Origin of the sequence: Nocardia wallacei, from assembly GCF_014466955.1 — a bacterium.
Taxonomy (GTDB): domain Bacteria; phylum Actinomycetota; class Actinomycetes; order Mycobacteriales; family Mycobacteriaceae; genus Nocardia; species Nocardia wallacei.
Window position 1 is genome coordinate 6423626 of sequence record NZ_AP023396.1, and the last position, 16741, is coordinate 6440366.

Sequence of the window (16741 nt, forward strand, 5' to 3'; positions counted from 1 at the left end):
ACGTCACTTCGCGCCGTCGACGTGCACCGGGAGGTCGTCCGCCCACGGCTGCCGGGTCACCATGTCGGCCACCCGCACCACGCCGCGCTCGAACTCGCCGGTGGCCGCGTCGACCAGGCGGTACGCCTGCTCCTGCCGGTGGATCGGCTGCGCGTCGAGCAGGATCACCCGCACCTCGCCCGGCTCGAATCGGCACCGCCGCTGCAGCGCCGCGATGAGCTGCTCGTTGTGCATGTGGCCGTCACCGAAATTCCAGCCGACGGCCGTGCTGCAGATGCGTTCGCCGTCGGTGATCGTGTACTCGTCCTCGCGACCCTCCGGCAGGGCGCGGTGCACCAGGGTGAACAGTGCGCGACCGTGGGTGTTCATGGCCCGGAACGCGTAGCCGAGGTAGAGCGGAATCTGCGCGCGATCCTTACCGTAGTACCGCTCCAGCTGGGCCTGCGGCATGCTGGCGATCGCGACGACGCCGGTGCCGATCTTCGCCGCGGCCGAGGGTTTCACGCACCACAGGCTGGTGTCCCAGTTCCCGGCGTAGTACCGCATGCCCGGCAGGAAGGAGATCTTGCGCGGGAACAGGTTTCCCGCCACGACGATCCCCGCGATCACGACGAACAACGCCGCCACCGGGACCGGATCGCTCAGCTCACCGAGCCCGATATCGGCGTGCGCGACGAACAGCGTCCCCATGCCGAAGATCATGAAGACGTTCCACTCCAGCGGCACGCCCATCGGGATGGCGGTCAGGATCCCCAGATGGAACAGCAGCATCACGACCGCGGCCACCGCGGTGGGCCAGCCGCCGCCGGAGAACAACAGCACCAGCGGCACCAGCATCTCCACCGCCGTGCTGGTGTGCGCCACGATCCGTGACAGCCGTCCCGGGCGCAGATCGTCGGGAAAGTCCTCGAAGAACTTCCGCTTGATCCACCGCGGCCGCATCACCGGGCTGTTGGACATCATCGTGGACACCACGAAGGGGAAGTGGCGGTTCAGTTTCGAGGTCGCCGCGCCCATCCAGATGACCAGGAACACAACCTTCGCCCCGACGAGCACATCGACGCCGGAGAACAGGAAGGTCACCGCCAGGGTGGCGTACACCTCGCCGCGCGCCGCCAGGAAGATCACCTTGTCGCGCAGCCCGAGCACGGCCAGCACGCCGAGGATCGCCGCGACATGCCCGACCGGCAGCAGGCCGACGGTGGTATCCAGTTCCGGTATCGGCCCGGTACCGTCGGCCAGCAGCGCCCACACCAGCAGCACCAGCAGCGCCGCGTAGAGCGCGACATCCACCGGTGTCCGGGTGTCGCCCTTCGTCAACGGGATCCGGCCGGGCCAGGGCGGCAGCCGAATCGTCTTGGGGCGCAACCAATACAGGATCGACCCCAGGGGCGGGAAGAACCGGTTGTTCAGCGGGCCGAAGCCGCAGCCGAGCCCGACCACCTCGAACAGCAGCGTGTACAGCACGACCTTCTCGAAGACGATCGGCTCCGACCACCACGAGCCCACCCGGGTGAATCCGTCGATGCCGCTGGTGGTCAGCGCGAACAACCACCCGCCGAGGATGTACAGGCAGATCTTGGCGACGTAGAACAGGTGCAGCACGACCGGAGTGCCGAAACCCACCTCGGCCCAGTGCCGTGCCATCGGCCGGATTCTTTCGCTGCGACTGCCCCGGCTCCACTGCGCCATGTCGACCACGGGCAGATCGGGCTCGACAAACCCCATCGGACCCTCCGTTCCATCCTGCGGACGGGCGGTCACGCTATCACAGGGAACTAGAACTTGTTATAGAAATGCTTCCTGTCGCTGATCGGAGCCGTGCGCGGCCGCCGCGCCGGTCAATTCGACCGACCGCACCCGATCGTCGATCCGGGTGGCGCCGTGGGCGAGGATCAGTTCGTCGGCCCGGATGGACGCGGCGAACTCGGCCAGGAACTCGTGCACCTCGGCGGGCGTGCCGACGGCGGTGTACCGGGTCATCGCGGCGAGCGACTGCCCGTTGGGGGACGCGAGGAAGGCGTCGATCTCGGCGTCGGTGAAGTCGGGGGCGGCCGGGCCGCGCCGGATCATCATCCGGGCCCGCGCCCGGTAGGCGATCCGCTTCTGCTCGACGGCCGCGTCGTGATCCTCGGCGGCGAACACATTGGCGCCGGCCATCACGTAGGGCTCGGCCAGTTGCGGCGACGGCCGGAAGGTGTCGCGGTACACCTCGACCGCCTGGTGCAGGGCGTCGGGAGCGAAGTGGGACGCGAAGGCGTAGGGCAGGCCCAGCTGCGCCGCGAGCTGCGCGCCGAACAGTGACGATCCCAGAATGTAGAGCGGCACAATGCCTTCGGCGCGCGGCACCGCCTGCACCCCCGGCACCCGCGTCTCGCCGGTCAGGTAGCCCTGCAACTCCAGCACGTCCTGGGGAAACGAGTCGGCCGAGGACGGATTGCGGCGCAGCGCCAGCATCGTCTTCTGGTCGCTGCCCGGCGCGCGGCCGAGTCCCAGGTCGATCCGGCCGGGAAACAGGGTCTCCAGGGTGCCGAACTGTTCGGCGATCACCAGCGGCGAATGGTTGGGCAGCATGATGCCGCCCGCGCCGAGCCGGATGGTGTCGGTGTGCGCCGCGACGTAGCCGATGAGCACGCTGGTGGCGCTGGACGCGATCGACTCCATGTTGTGGTGCTCGGCGTACCAGACCCGCCGGTACCCGCTGCGCTCACCGGCGCGGGCCAGCGCCACGCTGTTGGTGTAGCTGTCGCGGGCGGTACGGCCGGGTTCGATCGATGCCAGGTCGAGTAGGGACAGGGCGGTCATCGGGCGCTGCCTTTCCTGTGGTCGGAGCACGCGCGGTCAGAGCGCGTGATGGAGTTGCTCGGTGAAGGCCCGGATGCGGGCCTCGTCGCGGCGGTAGTAGGTCCACTGCCCGCGCCGGGTCGCGGACAGGAATCCGGCGCGATGCAGGATCGCCAGGTGCGCCGACATGGTCGATGCCGAGGTACCCGCCTTCTGCTGGAGGAGGCCGACGCACACACCGAGATCGGCCGTCTCCGCGCCGCGCTCCGGGAAGTTCGCGTCCGGGTCCTTGAGCCACTCCAGGATGCGCAGCCGCGTCTCGTTCGACAGGGCCTTGCACTCGTCGAGCATCGTCACCACCGTTCGGTATTTCGCTGATAAACGAAATTACTCCCCCGGCGACGCGCGAGCACCATGACGATGCTCACTGCTCTACCTGATGCGAAGGCCGAACCCTGTCGATGCGGGAGGTGGCGGACTATGGTGAGGGTGTGGTACCGGAGCCAGGCGAGCGTTTCGCGGGATTTCTGCTGCGAACCCGGCTCGGCCGCGGGGGCAGCAGCGAGGTGTTCCTGGCCGAGGACCTGGAACGATCGCGGCCGGTGTCGCTGAAGATTCTGGGGCCCGAGGCCAGTCGATCGGCGGCGGCGCGGGCTCGGTTCGTGCACGAGTTCGACATTCTTTCGGCTCTGCGCCACCCCAACATCGTGCGCATGTACGACCACGGCGAGACCGCCGGGCGGCTCTGGTCGGCGCACGAATACGTCGCGGGCACAACGGGTTTGGAGTTGGTGCGGATGCCGCACCAACATCCGCACCTGGCCCGGGTGCTGCCGCTGCTGACCCGGGTGGCGGCGGGGCTGGACTTCGCGCACGCCAACGGCGTGGTCCATCTCGACATCAAGCCGGCGAACGTGCTCGTCGGCGCGAATCGGCCCGCTACGGTGAAGATCTCCGACTTCGACCAGGCCCGCTGGCTGAATCGGCCCGAGCCGCCGCTGGCCACCGACGGCTTCGTCGTCGTGTCGGTGCCCTACGCCGCACCGGAACTGCTGAAGGCGGAAACGGTCTCCCCCGCGACCGACCAATACGCCTTGGCGTGCTCGGCGATCGAACTCCTCACGGGGCGACCACCATTCCCGCGCGGGGACCTGATGGCCACCGCGCAGGCGCAACTACACGACACGCCACCCGACATCTCGGCGCGCAAGCACTGGATCCCGCGAGAGGTCGTCGCGGTGCTGCACCGATCGCTCGCCAAGGACCCCGCCGACCGCTATCCCACCTGCGCCGAACCGATCCGGCTACTCACCGAGGCGCTCCGCGACATCGACCCGCGTCCGCTCGCACCGCTGCGAAACCGCATGACGGCCGCGTTCAGCCGGGTGGGCTAGAGCGTGGGCCGTCGCCGTTCGGCCGCATGGTCGCTCGTGGGTAGCTACATGTGCGCAAGTTGCCATCACACGCCCTGTCGCCGTTCGTCGTGCCACTGAAATCGCAACTCTACCGGTACCTTTCGCACGGAATTGGTCGCTGTTGTCCGGTATTCTCGATCCAGCCAGGGACACGCCGGGCGACTCGCCAGAGATTTGCTGAAAGTGGTTGCGGTGGCTCTAGAGTGCGTATGCACCGCCGTGCACGGGTGTCTCCGGGGTGGAGTCGGCGAACTGCCCACCCGGGGTCGGTGGCGCCGCGTGCGGTGGGGAGGCCCCCGAGGAAGGCGGCTTCCCCACCGGCACCGCAGAGTTCGCGAAAGTCGTTGTGCGAGGCGGTAATCAGCTGAGGAGTGGTTGGGTATGGGGTCGCGATCGGGTGCATTGGATTTCGTGGAAGAGGTAACGGCCCGCTACGGGTCGGTCGAGGCATACTTCGCTCAACTCCGCGCCGAGGTGGACGAGCCGGACGAGGAGCCGACCGAACAACTCCCGGTCCTCCCCCCACCTCGTTCCACCGCACCCACCCACCCCGCACCACCCCACCCCGGCTCCCCCACACCACCGCAAACTCCCCGCACCCGACTACCCCACCAAACGCCACCACCACCGCTCCAGAACACACCGAGACCGCAGGCGTACCGTGCACCCGCCCAACCGGCGGCAGCGTCCTCCGGTGGAAAACGCAAAGCTGCCGCCGCAGTATGGCGTCGGTTGATCGGGCGGGGTTGAGACGACGCGCATTCGCATGCGGCCGCTGGTTGAGGTGGGGGTGGGTGGGTATTGCGGGGGTGGACATTGCCGAGAAGGGGGTGACGACATGGTTTTCGATCGCGTGGTGAGTGGTGTGTTCGGTGCTGCGGCGTGGGTGCGGCGGGGTCGGGTGTTTCATCCGGTCGGGATGCCGCTGACCGGGGCGTTGCACGCGGTGGATGCCGATTACGCCCGGCTGCTCGGGGCGGACGATCGGCCGGTGCTGGCTCGGCTGTCCAAGGGGGTCGGGCTGCCCGGCGCGCTGCCCGATGTGCTCGGCTTGGCGCTGCGCGTGCTCGACCATCGGGAACGGCCCTGGGATCTGGCGCTGGCCACGACCGGCAGCGGTCCGCTCGGCCGCCTGCTCGTCGTGCCCGCCCGGGATTGGGGACACGCTCGCTACGGGAGTCTCATGCCCTACCGTTTCCCTGGGCACGAAGCGGAGTGGATTCTCGCCCAGCCACTTTCGAAGCAGCCGGACACCGCTTCGGTGGACGATCTGAACACCCACCTGGAGCACCATCGACTCGATTTCGCGCTCCGAGCGGTCCCGTGGCGCGGCCCGGCGCGCACGCTGGCCGAGTTCACCCTGTCGAAATGCGAGATCGGCGAGCACGCCGGACCGGGCTTCTACGACCCGGTGACCAACCGGCCCGAAGGCGTGGAACTGCTGCCCCGTCAGGTAGCCGAGATTCGTGAGCGCGCCTATGCGGGCAGCCGCCACGGCCGCGGTGAGCCGGACGATATCGCCGCGGCGGGAACTCCTGCCCTGCAGGGCACTACCACTACAGAGCCGTAGCGGACGATCCTGTCGAGGCATCACGTCGTGGCCCTCGCCCTACGACCCCTTGCCCTACGACCCCTTGCCCTACGACACCGCATCACCGATCATTCCCTCATGAGTAAGGTCACCCTAACCACCGAGTTGCCGATCGCGGCCGAGACGGCGTGCAGGCTGGCGCGTACCCCGGAGATGTTCGCCTACGTGGTGCGGCCGGTCCTCTCGGTCCCCGGGCTGCTCGTCCCGGACCGCGTCGAGCCCGGCATGGAGACCTCCGCACGGCTCTGGTGGTTCGGCGTGCTCCCCACGTGGCGTCATCACCTGCGACTGATCCACCTCGCGCCGACGGAGATCTACACCAACGAATGGGGCGGACCGATCCGCACCTGGAATCACCGACTGACATTCACGCCGCTCACCGAGTCCAGCTGCCGCTACACCGACGAGGTCGAAATCGAAGACGGCATAACGGCTTTCGGCACTCGACTGTTCGTTCGCCTGGTGTTCGCGCACCGGCAGCGGCGCTGGCGCGACCTCTCCCGGCTGCTCGCCCTATCCGCCGCCTGATTCCCGCCGCGGCCCGATCAACGCGATCGCCGTTTCCACCGCCACATCGACTATTCCGCCGAGATCACCACCGTCCTCGAACGTGGAGGCGATCAGCTCACGGTAACCCCCGTAGAGGATGGTCGCCACCTGCCGCGACGGCGGATGCAGCTCCTCGGACTGGAATTCCGGTGTCGCGGTGAGGTTCTGGATCAAGGTCACGAACGCCTCACCGGTGTCGCGATGCAGCTGCCGACCGCCGTCCCCCAGAGCGGGCGTGTCGCGAATCCAGGCGAGCGTGATCGAGCTGTCGTGCTGCGAGGCCACTATCCACGCCTCGATCGCCTGCCGCACCTGCGCACGCCAGGGCGCCGACGGATCGACCGCCGCGTAGATCTGCCGGATGGTGTCGGCGTTGCGCTCGGCCAGCAGCGCGATGAAACAGTCCTGCTTCCCACTGAAGTGCTCGTAGAAGGTCCGGCGCGAGGTGCGGGCATGCCGCACCACATCGGCCACGGTGAGATCGCGATACCCCTGCCGGCGTACCGCTTCGGCCATGCCGTCGAGCAGTCGACGCCGAAACCCCGATTCCGGCGTGGCCACGTCGGGACTGGATGCGGGCTCGGCACGGGTCACGGCCGTCAGCCTAGTTTCCGGTCGCGCACAGCCCCGCTCACACCGGCATTTCAGCGGAGCGAGCAGCGCTGTCCGCGGCGGACGGCGCGGCGCGGCGGTGCACGACGGCGCGACCCTTCCCGGCGGGCACCAGCGCGACGCCGCGGAAGTGCGTGCGCTCGTCCGGCGCGTCGGTCGGCTCCAGCGTGAAATCCCGCAGCAGCGTACGCAGCACGACGTTCATCTCCATGGTCGCAAACGCCGCGCCGATGCAGCGCCGCGCCCCACCACCGAACGGGATCCACGTGAACGTGCCCGGCCGCGCGCCCAGGAACCGGTCCGGGTCGAAGGTACGCGCGTGCGGATACAGCTCCTCGTTGTCGTGCATCAGCCGGATATTGACCAGCACGCTCTGGCCCTTCGGCAGCGTCCAGCGCCCCAGCGTCAGCGACTCGGCGTGCACCATCCGCCCGGTGATGTCGACGACCGGGCGGACGCGCTGCACTTCCAGCAGCGTCGACTCGCGCAGTGCCGATCCGCCCGCGTCGGCCTCGGTTACCAAGCGCCGCAAGACCTCCGGATGCCGCCGCAGCCGTTCGACGGTCCACGCGAGGGTCGCCGCGGTGGTCTCGTGCCCGGCGGTGAGCAGGGCCAGCAGCTCGTCGGCGATCTCGCCGCGTGTCATGGCCGACCCGTCGTCGTAGCGGGTCCGCAGCAGCATCGACAGCACGTCGTCGCGCTCGGCGAGGGCCTCGTCGGCCCGCGCGCGATCGATCAGCCGACCGACGAGAGCGTCGTACTCGCCGCGATAGCGCGCGAACCTGGCCCAAGGACCGAAGCGGCCCAGGAACTTTCGCGGCACCGGCACCGCGGCCAGCGCCGAGGCGACGAGCACCAGCTTGGGCAGCAGCACCCGGAGCCGCTCGAATTCCGCGCCCTCGGCGCCGAATACGGCCCGCAGGATCACGTTCAGGGTGATCCGCATCATCGAGTCCATGGTCGCGAATTCCCGGCCGGTCGGCCACGACGCCATCTCCCGGACGGTCTCCTCCTCGATCAGCGCCTCGTACACCGGCAGCCGCCGCCCGTGAAACGGCGGGGAGAGCAGCTTGCGGTGGCGGCGGTGCGCCGAACCGGTCAGTGCGAAAAGGGAATTCGGGCCCAGGAAATCACCGAGGTTGACGTCACCGTTGTCGGCCACGTCGGTCCCGGCGGTGAACAGCGCCTTCACCTCCGCCGGATCCGACAGCACCACCATCCGGCCGAACCTGGGTACGTAGGCGGTGAACGCCGAGCCATAGCGGTCGTGCAGGCGACGCCACGCCCGGGTTCTCCCCGCCAGGATCTCCATACCCTGGACGAACGCCGGCGACCTCGGCCCGTCCGGCAGTTTCACAGTGGTCATGCGCGCCTCCCACTCGGTACATTCATGTACCACCCGAACGGTACGCTGCCGTACCGCGTGTGGCAAGGGTCACTCGCCCGGTCGCCGGACAATGACCCCGCGATCGCGGCCGAGGGTTGAAATCACGCCGCGCACTATGGTTTTCGCGCCGGATTCGTCCTGATTCAATGACGACATGTTTCGCCTGCGTACGGCCAGGGTTCGGTTCGGCCGGACAACGGCACTCCTGCTCGCCGCGACGGTGGTCGCGGGCGCGGCCCTGACCGGCTGCGCGAACAACGACACCGCGGTGCGCCGCGCGCCCGACGGGCCGCTCCCCACCGAGGTCCCGCCGGGTACCAAGCTCGTCGTCGCCGACCAGCAGCAGCGCGTGCAGACCTGGTTGCGTGCCTCCGGCGAGTTGGAGAAGCTGCCGTTCACCGTGGAGTTCGCCAACTTCGTCGGCGGCCCGGCCGTCCTCGAGGCGTTCCGCGCCGGTGCGGCCGATGTGGCGCAGGTCGGTGACGTGCCCCCGATCCACGCCCTCGCCGCCGGGCAGGACGTGCCGATCGTCGCGGCCTACCAGAGCAATCCGCTGGCGATGAAACTCGCTGTCGCGCCGGGCCGTTCGATCACCCGGCTGGCGGATCTGAAGGGCAGGAAGATCGCCTACGCCGAGGGCACCGCGCAACAGGCCGGGGTGCTGCGTGCGGTCGCCAAGGCCGGGCTGAAGACCTCCGACGTGCACCTGGTCCGGCTGCAGCTGAGCGATTTCCTCGACGCGGTGCGCACCGGGCAGGTCGACGTCGCACCCTTGATCGAACCGAATGTGACTCGGCTGCTGCGTACTCCGGGCGCCTCGGTACTCCCCGACGCCGAACTCACCGGGATCTACGGCGGGCTGGGATACCTGTACGCGCGGCGTGCCGTCGTGCAGGACCCGGCGCGGGCCGCCGCGACGCGCGCCCTGGTCGCCGCGTTCATCCGGGCGCAGCAGTGGTCGAACCTGCACCAGGACGAGTGGGCGCGCGAGTACTACATCGACAGCCAGAAGGTGAGCGCCGACGACGCGAAACGCATCATCGACTCGCTGGGCGTCTACACCTTCCCGCACCTCGATCAGCAACTGGTGGACCGCCAGCAGGCCACCATCGACGCCATCGACGCCGCCGGGGAACTACCCGAGAAGATCAGCGCCGCGGACGGTTTCGACCTGCGCTTCGACGAGGTGGTCACCCAGACCGTCACCGAGATCGGCGCCTCGTTCGGAACGGGAGCCAACTGATGGCCGTCCTCGGTCCGGGTAAACCCATTCCGTTCGGCATCGCGGTCGGCCCGCTGCTGCTCGTGACCGCCTGGGTGATCGGCTCGGCGACCGGCCGGCTCGACCCGAACACGCTGCCCGCGCCGTGGACGGTCGCCGAGACCGCCACGGACCTGTTGTCCGACGGCCGATTGCAGTCGAACCTGCTCACCTCGCTGCGGCGCGCCGTGCTCGGCCTGGCCATCGGGGTGGCGGCCGGGCTGATCCTGGCCCTGGTCGCCGGCCTGAGCCGGATCGGGGAGGCGCTGGTGGACGGGCCGATCCAGATCAAGCGCGCCATCCCGACGCTCGCCCTGATCCCGTTGTTCATCGTGCGGTTCGGCATCGGTGAGCAGATGAAGATCCTCTGCATCGTGCTCAGCGTGCTGATCCCGATCTACATCAACACGCACGCGCATCTGCGCGGCGTCGATGCCCGCTACGTCGAACTCGCGCGGACCGTCGGGCTGTCCCGCTGGGAATTCATCCGCCGCGTCGCGCTGCCCGGGTCGCTGCCCGGCTTCTTCACCGGACTCCGGCTGGCGGTGACGATCTCGTGGATCGCGCTGGTCGTGGTGGAGCAGGTCAACGCCACCAGCGGCATCGGCTACCTGATGACCCAGGCGCGCACCTACGGGCAGATCGACGTCATCGTGGTCGGCCTGGTGATCTACGGGTTGCTCGGCCTGTTCGGTGACGTGGCGGTGCGACAGGTGGAACGGAGGGCGCTGGCATGGCGGCAGACACTGGCGGACTGACGGTGGTGCGCACCCGCGCTCTGAGCCGCGGATTCGGCGACCGGATCGTGTTGCGCGGCATAGATATCGAGATCGCCCGCGGCGAGTTCGTCGCGTTGCTGGGGCGCAGCGGTTCGGGTAAGAGCACGTTGCTGCGTGCCCTGGCCGAACTCGATCACGGCGTCGAGGGGGCGGGCGAGCTGGAGGTGCCGGTGAATCGTGCGGTGGTCTTCCAGGATTCGCGGCTGCTGCCGTGGATTCGCGTGCTGGACAACGTCGTTCTCGGTCTGCGCGGCGGTGACGCCCGTGCCAAGGGCCGTGCCGCGCTGGCGGAGGTGGGACTGGCCGGGCGCGAACAGGCTTGGCCGAAAGAACTTTCCGGTGGCGAGCAGCAGCGCGTGGCGCTGGCGCGCTCGCTGGTGCGGGAACCGGCGCTGCTGCTGGCCGACGAGCCCTTCGGCGCCCTCGACGCGCTGACCCGCATCCGCATGCACGGCCTGCTGCAGGACCTGTGCGCCCGGCACACGCCCGGCGTGCTGCTGGTCACCCACGATGTCGACGAGGCGCTGCTGCTGGCGGACCGGGTGCTGGTGCTCGACGAGGGCCGCATCGCGGTCGACCGGCGCATCGACCTGCCGCGGCCGCGGCGGCACAGCGATACCGGGTTCGCCGACCATCGGGAGTCGCTGCTGCACAGCCTCGGCGTCACCCGTCCGGCGGGCGCGGACCACCACATCGAGATCACGGAGGCGGGCATACCGGCATGACCGAACGACAGCTACATCTCAACGCGTTCATCTATCCCGCCGGCCATCACGAGGCGGCCTGGCGGCACCCCGACAGCCGGCCGGATCGCATCTACGACGTCACCTACTACCAGGAGATCGGCCGGACCGCGGAGGCCGCGAGGCTCGACGCCGTCTTCTTCGCCGACGGCCCGGCGCTGCGCACCAATGTGGAGTACAACGCCGCGCCGGGGCTGGAGCCGATCACTCTGCTGACGGCGATTGCTTCGGCCACAACGCATCTCGGCCTGATCGCCACCGCCTCCACCACCTACTACGAGCCGTACAACCTGGCCCGGCTGTTCTCCTCGCTCGACCACATCTCCGGCGGTCGTGCCGGTTGGAACATCGTGACGACCGGAACCGACCTCGCCGCGGCGAATTTCGGCCTCCCCGCACACCCCGACCACGCCGCGCGGTATGCCCGCGCCCGGGAGTTCGTGGCTGCCGTGGTGGCGCTGTGGGACAGCTGGGAGGACGACGCGATCCTGCTCGACCGAGCCGCCGGGCGGTACGCCGACCCGGACAAGATCCACCGCGTCGACTTCGCGGGCGACCACCTGCGCGTGCGCGGCCCGTTCCAATCGGCCCGCACCCCACAGGGTTACCCCGTGCTCGTGCAGGCCGGCGCGTCCAACGACGGCCGGGCCTTCGCGGCCCGCTACGCCGAGGCGATCTTCACCGCGCATCAGCGCCTCGCCGACGCCCAGGCGTTCTATTCCGACATCAAGCGCCGCGCCCACGGCTTCGGGCGCAATCCCGAGCATCTGAAGATTCTGCCCGGCATCAGCCCGTTCATCGGTGACACCGAGTCCGCGGCCAAGCGTTTGGAACGCGAGTTCAACGAACTCACCGTGCCCGAGTACGGGCTGGGACAGCTGGAGAGCATCGCCGGGCAGAATCTTCGGCACCTGCCGCTGGACGAGCCGGTGCCGGTCGAATTGTTCGCCGACGCGGGCGATGTCACCGACAACGCCGCCAGCCGCCGCCAGGTGGTGGCGGGGATCGTGCAGCGGGACCGGCCCACGCTGCGCGGGCTGCTGCATCGCCTGGCGGGCGCTCGCGGGCACCGGGTGTTCGCGGGCACTCCCGAATAGGTCGCCGATACCATCGAGGAGTGGTTCCGTAGCGGCGCGGCCGACGGATTCAACGTCATGCCGCCCTACTACCCCGGCGGGCTCGAGGTCTTCGCCGAAACGGTGGTCCCGATTCTCCAGCAGCGCAAGCTGTTCCGCACCGAATACACCGGCACGACGTTGCGCGACCACTTCGGCCTCCCCCGCCCGCAGAGCCGTTTCGCCCTACACCCCGAACCAGCGGTATGAGCCGGTAACGGGCAGCCTTCGCGCGGGTTCAGCCCAGCGGTGTGAGCCAGCACCGGCCAGCGCTCGCGGTCCCACCCAGCGGCACCACCCAGCACCGGCCAGCGCTCGCGGTTCCACCCAGCGGTACGACCCAGCACCGCCAGCGTTCGCGGTTCTGCCCAGCGGCACGACCCAGCACCGGCCAACGTTCGCGGTTCTGCCCAGCGGTACGAGCCGACACCGGCAGCCATCGCAGGGATCATGCCCAGCGGTATGAGGGGACTCCGAGCAAAGGGGCGCGCGGTTTCAGAGGCGGCCGACCACGCGTTCGGGTGTTACCCGGACGGTCACCATGTCGACGTCGCCGTATCGCTCGGCGACGTCGGGGTTGTGTTCGGTGTAGGTCTGGCCGGTGTACTTCAGGGAGAGGCGGTCGCGTAGTTCGTGGCCGCCCGCGGCCGCCAGTGTCGCGCGGCCGTGGATGGCGGCGTAGGTGTAGGGCGCCTCGGGTGGGTTGAGCAGCACGCTCACGCGGGGGTCGCGCCGGAGGTTGCGCTCCTTGCGGCTCCCGGCCGCGACGGCGAACAGCACGTCGTCGCCGTCGCGGAGCACCCACACCACCGACTGGTGCGGGCCGCCGTCCGGCTGGACCGTCGCGACGGTGGCGAACACCGGGGTGTCGAGCACCTGCCGCAGCCGGGCGGGGTCGACACCGAACGCCGCCGATTGGAGCCGTCCGAGCAAGCGCACTGTCTCCGTGTGCAATCGGTCGGCTGCCTCGGGGTCGAAGGCGGGCCCGTGCACATCCAACGGCCGCCCCGCCACGATCGCGGTGAGCGGTTCGGCGGGCGGATTGTCGAGTACCTCCAGGATCGGAACGATCGCCTCGTCGATCGACAGCGCCCCGCGCCGCATGTGCTCGATCCGCGCGGCCGTCGGCGCATCGTAATCACCCGACAGGGCCGTGTTCACCACACCGGGATGCAACAGCACGTACCGCGTCCTGGCCGAGACCCGCGCCCGCGCGAACCGCACCCCGAGCAGGTCGTTGAGCTGACCTCCCTGGGTGAGCGCGTGTCCCCCGTCGTACCCCCGCTCACCTTCGAGATCGTCCCAGCGGATCGCCCCCGTCCCGCTCCCCGGCCCCGCCACATTCACGATGACCGGACGCTCGGCACGGTCCAGCAGGTCGACCAGGTTGTGGCTGAACACGAATCGGCTCAGATAGAACAGCGCGAAGTTGTACTCGAATCCCTCTTCGGTCACCGCACGCTCGGACCGGAAGTGCCTGGCGCACAACAGGAGTGCGTCGAGCGTATCGAACCGTTCGCGAATCTCCGCGATGGCGGCGCGAGTAGCGCCGACGGAACTCAGGTCGGCCGCAACGAAATACGCGCGCTCCGCGGCCCCGAGCCCCGCGGCGTCCTCGAGGAACGCCTGCCCTTTCGCCCGGTCCCGCCCGACGACCACCACCGCGTCACCCGCTGCCAGTCGCCGCAACGCCACGGCGCGACCCATCCCGTCGGTGCCACCCGCCACTACAAGGTTCTTCATGCCCCAGATTTAACCAGCCGGTTCAATTCAATTGCAAGACTAGTTAAGAATCTCCCACTCGCAGGCCGTTGCGAGCGAGCGTGATCAGCCGCTCGGCCTGCGCGGAAGTGGTGTGCTCGGACTCAGGGGGCCGGTTGCGATCGGCAAACCCGCACGATCGCCGCGGCCGACCTCGAACTCAGGTGGTGGATACGCGGCTGGGTTCGGCGGGAGCGGTCGCGGGCGCGGACTTCAACAGGCTGAGCAGTGGCGCCGTGAGCGCGGTGGTGATCAGGGCCATCACGACCAGCAGTGAGTAGAGGTCCGGTCCGATGATGCCGGTGGACAACCCGACGTCCAGCAGGATCAGTTCGGTGAGGCCGCGGGTGTTCAGCAGGGCCGCAAGCACTCTGGCGGGGTGCTTGTCGATCCCCGCCAGCCGGGCGGACAGATACGTGCCGAGCACCTTTCCGGCGACGGCGACCGCGATCACGACGACGAGTTCCCCGACGCCCGCGCGGTCGATGGCGGACAGGTCCACCCGCAGCCCGGCGATCACGAAGAAGCACGGCATGAACAGCGCACCGAGGGGCTGGACCGCCGCGGTGACCCGCTCCCGGCCGCCGCGCGGAAACACCACGCCGAACAGGAACGCGCCGAAGATCAGGTGCAGTCCGGCCCATTCGGTCATCGCGCCCCACAGCAGCGCGCCGCACACCGCGACCAGCGTGAGGGATCGGTCGGCCGACATACCGCCGACGACGCGACCGAGGACGGGCCGCACGAGCCACCACGTCCCGGCCGCGAGCGGCAACAGCAGCAGCAAGCGCCACGTCTGGTCCGCGCCGGTCCGGGTGGAGGCGATGACGCCCGCCAGCACCACCCACGCCAGCACGTCACCGACGGCCGCGCACCCGAGCGCCAGCTGCCCGACGGGTGTGGTGAACATCCCCCGGTCGTGGAGAATCCGCGCCAGCACCGGGAATGCCGTCACCGCCAGCGAGCAACCGATGAACAGCACGAACGCGATTCGGCTGCCGGTCTGATGCCGCGCCAGAATCGTCAGGGCGGCAGCGGAACCCAGCGCGAACGGCAGCACATACGCCGACAGCGACACCACCGGCACGGCACTCCGATTCTTGGCGAACCGCCCGAGATCGGTCTCCATGCCCGCCACGAACATGAACAGCGCGATACCCACATTCGCCAGCGCGGCCAACGCCGGTCGCGTATCCATCGGAAAGATCGACGTGGACAGATGGTGCCCGAGCACCGTGGGCCCGGCCAGAATCCCCGCCGCGATCTCCCCCACCACCGGCGGCTGCCCCACCTTCTCGGCCAACCACCCCAGCACCCGCGCCGCGGCCAAGATCAGAACAAGATCAACGAGAAGCATGGTGACGACGTGGCTGGGCACAAGCCCACCTCCTACCTTCCGAACCCGGCACCGGCAACAACAAACCGATCCGGCCGAACAACCCTACCGGTGCCGCCCCCGAGGCCGCCGTCTCGAACTCCTCCCGGTTCTGTGAGATTCTCCGCGGATGATGGACGAAGCGCGGCGTTGCGGGGCGGTGGTCCTCGCGGAGATCCTCACGCGCAGAACGATTCCGAGCGGTGCACAAGCCCGGTGGCCCCGGTAGCGAAGTGGTTCCCGGGGCCGTGTATCCGAGCGTGCGTACCGGTTGGTATGCGCCGCCTACTGTAGGCAGACAACGAGCGTCGTGAAGACACTCGTTCCCACCAGCGGCAAATCGGAATTACTCGTCGGCCGGTTCGGATCGAGCAGCGAGGTAGGCGGCCACCCATGCCTCCGCTGCGGCCTTGGCCTCCTCGATCGACCTCACGGAGGCCTCCCGCAGCAGGCGGCCGTCCGGCCGTCCCACCCACCAGGAACAGGTGGCGGGCGCGGTGACGCGGATCCGGGTGCGAACCGCGCCGAAATCCTTGACCAGACGCGGTTTGCCCGGCGGGCCCGTCAGCTCCCACCCGTCGGTCGCGTGCTCGGGCAGCACCGCCATGGCTGCCCGCCCACCCGCGCCCGCGCCCTTGTCGTCCACCACCTCATCCTTCCGATTCCCCTCCGGCGCAACGACAATGAGCGCCGGGGACATGTCGGCCGCCACGTCGCGCTCTCGGTCCATCCTGCCCGGCGACGCCCACCCCGAGCCGCGCATTCGAGGATCGAGCCGGGTCGGCATCGAGTGTCCGAGACAATCCCGAGTTTAGGTTACCGCTCAGCAATCTTTCGAGGTTTCGCGATCGTCGTGACGCCGGACGGGGTGTCGACACCTTGGGGTGGTAACGCCCACCCCTGGGAGGCCGCCGGTCAGCACTGAGGTCGCTGTCGAGCCGGACCCGGAACCTCGACAGTTGACGCATGAGCGATTCCACCCCGCACCCCGACCCGACCACCGTTGCCGTCCGCACCGACGACTGCGAACTCACCTGGACCGACCTGGATCGCTGGTCGAACCGGCTGGCCCGGTTGCTCGTCCAGCGCGGCGCGCGGCGCGGCGTCCGCATCGCGATGGCGGTGCCCGCGCCGATCGAGGCGGCCGTGACGCGGGCGGCCATCACCAAGACCGGTGCGATCCCGGCCCCGGCGGTGGACGAATCCGCTCCCCGTGCCGACCTCGGCGTCACGACCAGAGCGCAGCGCCGCCATCTCGCCGACGCGACCGACTGGCTGGTGCTCGACGACCGCTCGACGCTGCTGGGTTACCTGACCGGATCCGACGCACCGCTCGGCGACGCCGCGAATCAGGCCGCCTGACAACCGA

Annotated in this window: 15 protein-coding genes and 1 pseudogene; 8 read left to right on the forward strand and 8 right to left on the reverse strand. The window is 69.2% G+C overall.

What is annotated here, in order from left to right:
• Nucleotides 1–3: 3 nt before the first annotated feature.
• From NWFMUON74_RS28525 to NWFMUON74_RS28535, 3 genes are read right to left on the reverse strand one after another with little or no spacing between them, the layout of a single operon-like run.
• Complete coding sequence (locus NWFMUON74_RS28525; RefSeq protein ID WP_187684831.1) at nt 4–1728, reverse strand: DUF3556 domain-containing protein; 1725 nt, start codon at nt 1726–1728, stop codon at nt 4–6.
• Nucleotides 1729–1788: 60 nt separating this feature from the next.
• On the reverse strand, nt 1789–2805 hold the full coding sequence (locus NWFMUON74_RS28530; protein WP_187684832.1) for an LLM class flavin-dependent oxidoreductase: 1017 nt from the start codon (nt 2803–2805) through the stop codon (nt 1789–1791).
• A 36-nt stretch (nt 2806–2841) separates the two neighbouring features.
• Entirely contained in the window at nt 2842–3135 is a 294-nt protein-coding gene (locus NWFMUON74_RS28535; RefSeq protein WP_187689482.1) for an ArsR/SmtB family transcription factor, read from the reverse strand.
• 140 nt (nt 3136–3275) lie between these two features.
• On the opposite strand from NWFMUON74_RS28535, the gene NWFMUON74_RS28540 reads away from it, so the two are divergent.
• The 3 genes from NWFMUON74_RS28540 (at nt 3276) to NWFMUON74_RS28550 (ending at nt 6318) form a co-directional block, all read left to right on the forward strand.
• Nucleotides 3276–4178: a serine/threonine-protein kinase gene (locus tag NWFMUON74_RS28540; protein ID WP_187684833.1), complete on the forward strand. Its 903-nt coding sequence runs from the start codon at nt 3276–3278 to the stop codon at nt 4176–4178.
• Between the two features lie 859 nt (nt 4179–5037).
• Nucleotides 5038–5769 (forward strand): phosphodiesterase, encoded by a 732-nt coding sequence (locus NWFMUON74_RS28545; protein WP_187684834.1) that lies wholly within the window; start codon nt 5038–5040, stop codon nt 5767–5769.
• Between the two features lie 99 nt (nt 5770–5868).
• Nucleotides 5869–6318 (forward strand): hypothetical protein, encoded by a 450-nt coding sequence (locus NWFMUON74_RS28550; protein WP_187684835.1) that lies wholly within the window; start codon nt 5869–5871, stop codon nt 6316–6318.
• On the opposite strand, the gene NWFMUON74_RS28555 is transcribed toward NWFMUON74_RS28550, so the two are convergent.
• Both NWFMUON74_RS28555 and NWFMUON74_RS28560 read right to left on the reverse strand, forming a co-directional pair.
• Nucleotides 6304–6933, reverse strand: a complete 630-nt coding sequence (locus tag NWFMUON74_RS28555) for a TetR/AcrR family transcriptional regulator (RefSeq protein ID WP_232110655.1) — start codon at nt 6931–6933, stop codon at nt 6304–6306. The genes NWFMUON74_RS28550 and NWFMUON74_RS28555 overlap by 15 nt on opposite strands.
• Nucleotides 6934–6970: 37 nt before the next feature.
• A complete protein-coding gene (locus NWFMUON74_RS28560) occupies nt 6971–8317 on the reverse strand; it encodes a cytochrome P450 (protein ID WP_187684836.1) in 1347 nt (448 codons plus the stop codon).
• 175 nt (nt 8318–8492) lie between these two features.
• Between NWFMUON74_RS28560 and NWFMUON74_RS28565 the strand changes: the two genes are divergently transcribed.
• The 4 genes and pseudogenes from NWFMUON74_RS28565 (at nt 8493) to NWFMUON74_RS28580 (ending at nt 12446) form a co-directional block, all read left to right on the forward strand.
• Nucleotides 8493–9581 (forward strand): ABC transporter substrate-binding protein, encoded by a 1089-nt coding sequence (locus NWFMUON74_RS28565; protein ID WP_187684837.1) that lies wholly within the window; start codon nt 8493–8495, stop codon nt 9579–9581.
• Nucleotides 9581–10357 (forward strand): ABC transporter permease, encoded by a 777-nt coding sequence (locus NWFMUON74_RS28570; RefSeq protein ID WP_187684838.1) that lies wholly within the window; start codon nt 9581–9583, stop codon nt 10355–10357. The genes NWFMUON74_RS28565 and NWFMUON74_RS28570 overlap by 1 nt, the downstream gene beginning before the upstream one ends.
• Entirely contained in the window at nt 10333–11103 is a 771-nt protein-coding gene (locus tag NWFMUON74_RS28575) for an ABC transporter ATP-binding protein (protein ID WP_187684839.1), read from the forward strand. Before NWFMUON74_RS28570 ends, NWFMUON74_RS28575 begins: the two co-directional genes overlap by 25 nt.
• Nucleotides 11100–12446, forward strand: a pseudogene (locus NWFMUON74_RS28580) (LLM class flavin-dependent oxidoreductase). Before NWFMUON74_RS28575 ends, NWFMUON74_RS28580 begins: the two are co-directional and overlap by 4 nt.
• Before the next feature lie 285 nt (nt 12447–12731).
• Here the strand turns inward: NWFMUON74_RS28580 and NWFMUON74_RS28585 are convergent.
• The 3 genes from NWFMUON74_RS28585 to NWFMUON74_RS28595 all read right to left on the reverse strand — a co-directional run bounded on the left by NWFMUON74_RS28585 (nt 12732) and on the right by NWFMUON74_RS28595 (nt 16018).
• Nucleotides 12732–13979, reverse strand: a complete 1248-nt coding sequence (locus NWFMUON74_RS28585; protein WP_187684840.1) for a TIGR03618 family F420-dependent PPOX class oxidoreductase — start codon at nt 13977–13979, stop codon at nt 12732–12734.
• 178 nt (nt 13980–14157) lie between these two features.
• Nucleotides 14158–15375, reverse strand: coding sequence for a cation:proton antiporter (locus NWFMUON74_RS28590; RefSeq protein ID WP_197986926.1), 1218 nt, complete (start codon nt 15373–15375; stop codon nt 14158–14160).
• Nucleotides 15376–15718: 343 nt separating this feature from the next.
• Complete coding sequence (locus NWFMUON74_RS28595) at nt 15719–16018, reverse strand: hypothetical protein (RefSeq protein WP_187684841.1); 300 nt, start codon at nt 16016–16018, stop codon at nt 15719–15721.
• Nucleotides 16019–16338: 320 nt separating this feature from the next.
• Between NWFMUON74_RS28595 and NWFMUON74_RS28600 the strand changes: the two genes are divergently transcribed.
• Nucleotides 16339–16734 carry an AMP-binding protein gene (locus NWFMUON74_RS28600; RefSeq protein ID WP_187684842.1) on the forward strand — a complete coding sequence of 132 codons (396 nt, stop codon included), beginning with the start codon at nt 16339–16341 and terminating at the stop codon, nt 16732–16734.
• The last annotated feature ends 7 nt before the right edge of the window (nt 16735–16741 follow it).